This window comes from Vibrio sp. TAP-3B, from assembly GCF_057784735.1.
Genome location: NZ_JBYMVR010000003.1, coordinates 1 through 6,565, shown reverse-complemented (window position 1 = coordinate 6,565; position 6,565 = coordinate 1). Strand labels below are relative to the sequence as shown.

Sequence of the window (6,565 nt, the reverse complement as noted above, 5' to 3'; positions counted from 1 at the left end):
GCAGCTTCTTTTATTGATGGGACTCCTAACGGAACAATAACAATTGCTTTGGTATCTTCTCCGCTAACGCGGTCACCAGTAACAAATTTCCCGTTATTTAATTCCACGTTTTTTGTTGAAGCTAACGTGAAGTCAGCAATACGCTGAGCACAACCTGACAATAAAACAGTAGATGCAATTACAATAGAAAGAGTTAGTTTTTTCATTTTTATTCCATTACTTATACAAACAATTTCACACATCCTACCACCACATTCCTAAAAATAATGTTGAACCTCTCAAAAACGGGTGTTTATTATTCCTATTATGTTAAACGGGCGAGTTAGCTATCAAAAACAGCCCTTAGAACGCCATCAGAGGCTCTAGGCACGTTTTTAAGCACTTACTATGCCCTACTGACCCAGAAATCGGTCTGAAAGTTTGTGACGCTTTTCAGGCGATTTACAGGGCAAAGATGGCGCTGTTCGTTTGAAACAAAAAACGCCCTCTAAGGGGCGTTTTTCTAGGTTTTATCAAAAAATTAAGTAATTTAAAGATGCAACATTGGGTTCATCTGTTGGTGCAAGATCCGGATAACAAAGATATCGAACTCTCGAACTCGATAAAAAATGGCGTGTTTCTGATGATCATGACGACGTACGCCAGAACGAAGTTCGGAACAATCTCGACCAATGAATGGTGCCTCTGACAGAGTTTGTAAACATTGTTCCATTTCATCGGTGTAGTTGTCGGCTTGCTCTGCGCCAAAATTTAAAAAGGTATATTCGTAGATATCCCCAAAATCGTCTGCTGCTTTTTGGGAAAGTTTATACATGCAGCTTGGCCTTTCTTCTTGCTGCCACTTCTTTTAATGACAAGGAACACTCTCCGCTCGCCTCACCCTCATCGAGCGCTTTTCGCAGTAAGTCTTGTTGATTCTCTTGTTGTTCGAGTAGTCGCAATGCACTTCTCATCACTTCACTTGTTGAGCCGTAACGACCTGTTGCGATCATTTTTTCAATAAAGCCATCGAGCGATTCGCCAATGGTGACACTTGTTGTTCTACCCATAAAGCCACCTGTGTGAATTATTAACACAATTAGTATACAGCAAGTGATGGGTTTACTTTCTCTTTTTCGCTAATTGCTTGTCGCACCATGCAATAATTTGATCCGCTTTCAATGTCATAACGCCTACAAGCATCATTCCTAAGATGTAAACCCAAGCCAAGACTTCCACCCAAGTAGGCACGTTGTCACTGATTACGATAAAAGGCGCACCACATGACAGTGCGGTAAAAATAGCTCGAAGAAACATTCCAACCTCTTTCTCATAGATTCTTTTATCCACCTTACCATCAGCGTTTTGTTTCCTAAGTTTGGCTCTTGATCATGCAGCTCAAAAACGCCTAGCGTTCAAAATGCACATCACCGGCCCAGGATAAACTTGCATTTTATCTTGGGCTGGTGATGCGACAAGCGCAGCGCGTCAGTTCGTGAGGGGCTACTGCCCTAACCCCGTCAAATTCACTCAAAGCACCGCCCTGTTGCTACGCAATTCAGGCGGTACTTTTCGCAAATTTCGCGAGCCTACTCGCGCTATGTAGAAATTAAAATTCCCACATAGCGCGAGTATTTACGTGGACTTGCCTAATTTCACGCAACACTAACTATGCAACACCAGACACTTGCGATTAAAAAACAATCATGACATAGTGAAGTTTCTTATAGCCCACTGCTGCTTATGCAGGAACCTGACCTCTATAACCAATTTGGTTTGGTCTGCGAAAATCAAATCCGCGCTTAGTCAGAGAACTAAAAAATGATTTTGTCTCAGGGGAGTACGACCTAGTTAACATCGTATGCGGTGGCAAAAATTGTTGAACCATCGAAGCATCTCAAAGTAGCGAAAACAATAACTCAACAACGCTTTTCACTGGCGGATAGTGATCGGTTTTAGGTGTGAACAGTCAGCCCGTTTTTACGTTAAAAACGAAATGGCGAACGGCAATGACCGTCTGGTATTTTCACGAAAATACTTAGCTAGTTCTTACGCACACATCGAGATGTTTATGAGCTTTGATCCCATTGCAGCGACCGAAGCTGCCAAAAAGACCCGTGCATTACGCAAGGGAAAAAACTACAAAAAACGCACCTCCAAACTTGAACCATTCCGCGCAGAAATCGCCAACATGTACACACATGGCGCATCCCTTGAACTGATTGCTCTGCACCTTAAAACCGAACACAAGCAATATGCAGCACGCAGCACCATCCTCCGATATATCCATTCAATCAGAGTAACACGTAATGGCTAAAGGGCACTTCGCAAAATCAGAGAAACAAGCCGCTTCTGTCATGAAAGAAATGCAGGGGAAAGGTAATGCCATAGAATCGGTGGGAACGGCTAGGAACTACGAGCAATCTCTGAAAACTTGCTGCGATTATCTGAAAGAGTTCAAGCTTGGATCGCTCCGCGAAATGACTCCAGAGAGAGCTAACACCTACTTAGAATTACGTGCTCAAGAATGTTCACAAAAAACAATCGACATGGATCGCCAGGCGCTTCAAGCCATGATGCAGCATGTGACGCACGTATTGAAAGAGACTGACAAACTCGATGTTGTAAAATCCTCTGTTGAGACTATTGAATCTTCTCGCTCTTACACACCAGAGCAGGTCCATGCGATCATTCAGCATCAAACCGAGCAACACGCACTCTCCACACAACTTTGTCATGAAGCAGGTCTACGCGCTCACGAGCTGCTCTCCCTACGACCTTCTGGTGAAGTGAATCCAAGCCCACGGGACGTACACCCAAATAAATTTGCCCACCTCCCCAATGAGTCAAAAACCTACACAGTTGACGGGAAAGGCGGTCTTATTCGTGAAGTGCAAATCCCCAACCATTTAGCAGAAAAGTTAGAAGAACGCAGACTCGATATACCGCAGCAAATATCAGACAGAGGCGTGAATTACGAATCGCACTACAACATAGCCGGTGGACACAAATTTTCTGATGCGTTCAGCAAAGCGAGTTCTCGCGCTCTGGGCTATTCAAACGGTGCTCACGGCCTACGCCACAGCTACGCTCAAAATCGTTATGAACAATTGGCTAATCACTTTGAACGACTCGATGTCATGACGATCATTTCTCAAGAACTAGGGCATTTTCGCTCCGACATAACAGAGGTGTACCTACGATGATTTGGGGATTTTTAACCGTCATAGTCGTGGGATTGGTATTGCTTTTTGCAGCACCATTTCTTGAGTTTCTAACCCCCGATAGCACGATTTGGCTAGTTGATACATCCAACTCGATGAAACCTGTTTTGCTCGCACAAGGCTCAGAAACACTCTGGTTTCAGTGGCAATCGTGGAGTTACATTTTCATATTCTGTTTAGTCACAGCTTTAATTTTGGGAGTAATGTTCAACACTTTTCGCACGTTCTCAGATGAATCTCTGATCGAAGCGAAACAAAAATTAGCTCAAAAATCAGAAGAGTTGGAGCAATTCAAACGGCAATACCGACAACAGGTGGAGGAAGATGCACTACGCGCACACTCACAAAAGGCAGAACGACTAAACCACAGAGAAGGCGAACTCGACACGATTCAAGATCAGGCAGCACGTCAACAAACAGAATCAAGTGAACGATTAAAATTAGCGAATCATGCAGTACGCAGACAGCACAAAGAAACAATGAGCAAACTAGGACAGCGTGATCGGTTGAGTAATGAGAAAAGGCTTATTGCTGAATATCTTAAACATGCAGGTTTAACACTGGATGATGAACCACTGGATTATACAAAGTTAAAGCAATTAGCTCGTAGCTTTGAAAAACGTAACAGTAATCAAAAGGGATAATAACTCCCCCCGCACCCTCCTCTAAAAATCAAAGATTTTTTCTTAGGGCATTGCCCACCGAAAAGAGCTTAAAGGGCTGTTTGAGGTGCCCACGCTCTTTTGTGGACAAGCCCAAAAGGGCAAAGAGGTTGCCGCACAAGGCGGCGCTCTCAGCCCTTTCGGCTGCGCCGACCCCTACCCATTTCGACTCGATTTTCGAGTGATTTGAGCATTGTTTCTGGTCGCTTTCCGTGGAGTTTTTTCTCGTACCCTTTCGGGCTGCCCTGCGCTGTGTGTAAAGGCTTTCGCCCCCCATCCGAGTCACACAACACTAATCAGTTATTCCTTTTCCGCTTGTCCCCGTCTAGCAGCTACAACAGGGCGGTTTTATCGTGCTTTCGCAAGTTCTGATTAGTGCCTTTACCTGCCACCTATCGGACTTCCCTTGGTCGGTGGCTGATGTGCGTCGCTCTGTCCAAAACATCTTGATCCAAACAGAGTGCAGGAATACTTGAAGTGCTTTAACGATATGGGCTATCATGAAAGGACTTACACCAGACGCCAATCTAGTAAGTATTTCCGAAAAAACCCGTCCGCCAAGACGGGTTTTTTCACATCTGGACAATAGATTATCCCTTCAATCCCTTGATCGCAATAGAAAAAAAACGTTCCTATTTTTGGTTCAAAACCCAAGAAAGCTCAAAAAACAGCCTAAGTATACGTATATTTTACGTATAAATTACGTATACTCTATGTAATTTATACGTATACTCGGAAAATAAAATGATCTTTGTTATTTGTAATGAAAAAGGCGGCTCAGGCAAAAGTAGTCTTGCCCAGACCTTAGCAGTTTATCTAAAGTCCAAAGATAACAATGACCCACTTCTGATCGATGCAGACCCACAAAGAACCACAGCAGAGTGGGCGGCAGAGCGCTCTGACAGCGATTTACCTCAAATTCCATGCATTGAACTAACAGGAAATATCACCAAACCTCTTCAAGATTTAGAAAAGAGATATGGAACCATAGTGATTGACTGTGGTGGCGCAGACTCTAAGGCGATGCGTTCAGCTCTAGCTTATGCCAACGTCGCTTTACTTCCATTTAGACCGAAAAGACGAGATTTAAAGGTAGCTCCGGCTATGGCTGAAATTGTCGAAACCGCACAAGCATTAAATTCCAAACTAAAAGTTTTCACCTGTATTACACAGGCTCCAACACTCCCAAGCCAAGGATATAGAATTCAAGCAGCTAAAAATTTATTAATGTCATTAGAAATGAATCCACTGCAACACATCACTAGAAATCTAAACGGTTGGGATGATGCAGATGAGTCGGGACAGAGCGTTTTAGAGTGGGAACAAGACTCGAAAGCGGGTGAGGATGCAAAAGCTCTCTTTGACGAATTAATGGGAGCTATCAATGAAAAATAAGCCGTTTTCAGACATCAAAAAGAAAAAGCAAACTACAGATCTGAATAATTTTATAGATGATGCAAAAGTTGATGGAAGAAAAGAAGAGTTCGACAAGAATGAACGAAGAGGCTCAAGCTACCTAGATCGAGAGACTGGAAAACGTATTAAGTTAACAGGGAAAATTTTACAGGTTCCAGTTAATGGATATGAGTTGAAAAAACTAGAAGAGGGAGCAAAAAAGATGGGCCTTCCTTTAGGTAGCTATCTCAGAACGTTAGGCCTAGAAGCTGCAGAAAAACTTTAACCTTTCCTCTATTCCTAGTGTACGTATATTTTACGTAAAATATACGTACACTAACATCCTAACGGCACTTATCAACCAGACTTCACATTAAGTGCCGTTACGTTAAATGTTCGCTACCAATCATAATCTCCTGTATGCATAATATCTCCCACTCAACTATAAGGATTTAAATTGAAAAAACTGATTTTACTAACACTCTTAAGTGCAAGTGCAAGTGCAAGCGAGGCTGACCATTTTTATGTCGGCGGCAATTTACTTGTAGGTCACAATACTGAGTTAGATGCTGGCATTGCGACTATTGATGAAAACAACGACTTAGGTGGAGGGGTGTATGCTGGTTATAATTTTGCCGTTCATCCTAATGTAGATTTTGGTGTGGAGTTAGAATACCAACACTTTGGTGAAGCTGAATTTTTTGAAAATGCCAGTGTTAAAGGTAATGCTTTTTATATCAACGCACGCCCTAAATTTATAGATAAAGGTAATAATTTATATAGCGCACTCATTCTTGGTGTTGGTTCATTAAAGGGTGAAACCAACGTCCTAGGTGTATCTGAATCAGAGTCTAAGTTCTCTTATCAAGCCGGATTGGAAGTAGGTTACATGATTAACAATATAGATCTTTCCATCGGCTACAGATACAGAACTGCTGAATTTGATGGTATCGATATCAACATTCAAGGTGTGACAGTTGGTATGAGATATAATTTCTAGTGTTTGCGTACTTGCTACACTGATTATTTCCTTTATGTTCATCGTAACGAAGAACGTCTCCCTATTGGGATTGGGAGCCGTTCTTGTGTCTAAATCTGGGTACGCACTAGGTGTCGTTACGTTAAATCGAACACCGAGTTTATATTTAATTAGGCCAGTTTTCACAGCCTTTCTTACTTTTATCTATAACTAAGTTCCCCTCAACTTCATACTTAATATAACCAAATAGGAAAGAGAAAAACTCTGAGTCAGCAGTAACATCTGTTAATGCTACCGCACATTGATCATGTTCAATTGCATTATCA

Annotated in this window: 9 protein-coding genes and 1 pseudogene; 6 read left to right on the top strand and 4 right to left on the bottom strand. The window is 42.3% G+C overall.

All coding sequences use genetic code 11. The features are described 5' to 3' along the window. The 4 genes and pseudogenes from AC3D28_RS19910 to AC3D28_RS19895 form a co-directional block, all read right to left on the bottom strand. A pseudogene (locus AC3D28_RS19910) lies at positions 1 to 206 on the bottom strand (hypothetical protein); the annotation flags it as partial. Positions 207 to 529: 323 nt separating this feature from the next. Beyond that, positions 530 to 814 (bottom strand): type II toxin-antitoxin system RelE/ParE family toxin, encoded by a 285-nt coding sequence (locus AC3D28_RS19905; RefSeq protein WP_012615283.1) that lies wholly within the window; start codon positions 812 to 814, stop codon positions 530 to 532. After that, the gene (locus AC3D28_RS19900) at positions 807 to 1,049 is read right to left on the bottom strand and encodes a type II toxin-antitoxin system ParD family antitoxin (RefSeq protein WP_029627482.1); all 243 of its coding nucleotides are present in this window, start codon (positions 1,047 to 1,049) and stop codon (positions 807 to 809) included. The genes AC3D28_RS19905 and AC3D28_RS19900 overlap by 8 nt, the downstream gene beginning before the upstream one ends. 52 nt (positions 1,050 to 1,101) lie before the next feature. Next, on the bottom strand, positions 1,102 to 1,296 hold the full coding sequence (locus tag AC3D28_RS19895) for a hypothetical protein (RefSeq protein ID WP_488536837.1): 195 nt from the start codon (positions 1,294 to 1,296) through the stop codon (positions 1,102 to 1,104). A gap of 679 nt (positions 1,297 to 1,975) precedes the next feature. Between AC3D28_RS19895 and AC3D28_RS19890 the strand changes: the two genes are divergently transcribed. From AC3D28_RS19890 to AC3D28_RS19865, 6 genes are all read left to right on the top strand, one after another. Further along, on the top strand, positions 1,976 to 2,296 hold the full coding sequence (locus AC3D28_RS19890) for a hypothetical protein (protein ID WP_488536836.1): 321 nt from the start codon (positions 1,976 to 1,978) through the stop codon (positions 2,294 to 2,296). Next, the gene (locus tag AC3D28_RS19885) at positions 2,289 to 3,185 is read left to right on the top strand and encodes a tyrosine-type recombinase/integrase (RefSeq protein ID WP_488536835.1); all 897 of its coding nucleotides are present in this window, start codon (positions 2,289 to 2,291) and stop codon (positions 3,183 to 3,185) included. The genes AC3D28_RS19890 and AC3D28_RS19885 overlap by 8 nt, the downstream gene beginning before the upstream one ends. Then, on the top strand, positions 3,182 to 3,847 hold the full coding sequence (locus AC3D28_RS19880) for a hypothetical protein (protein ID WP_488536834.1): 666 nt from the start codon (positions 3,182 to 3,184) through the stop codon (positions 3,845 to 3,847). Before AC3D28_RS19885 ends, AC3D28_RS19880 begins: the two co-directional genes overlap by 4 nt. 762 nt (positions 3,848 to 4,609) lie before the next feature. Beyond that, on the top strand, positions 4,610 to 5,260 hold the full coding sequence (locus AC3D28_RS19875; protein WP_488536833.1) for a nucleotide-binding protein: 651 nt from the start codon (positions 4,610 to 4,612) through the stop codon (positions 5,258 to 5,260). Further along, positions 5,250 to 5,546, top strand: coding sequence for a hypothetical protein (locus AC3D28_RS19870; protein WP_025534543.1), 297 nt, complete (start codon positions 5,250 to 5,252; stop codon positions 5,544 to 5,546). The genes AC3D28_RS19875 and AC3D28_RS19870 overlap by 11 nt, the downstream gene beginning before the upstream one ends. A gap of 171 nt (positions 5,547 to 5,717) precedes the next feature. Further along, positions 5,718 to 6,260, top strand: coding sequence for an outer membrane protein (locus AC3D28_RS19865; protein ID WP_169608392.1), 543 nt, complete (start codon positions 5,718 to 5,720; stop codon positions 6,258 to 6,260). The last annotated feature ends 305 nt before the right edge of the window (positions 6,261 to 6,565 follow it).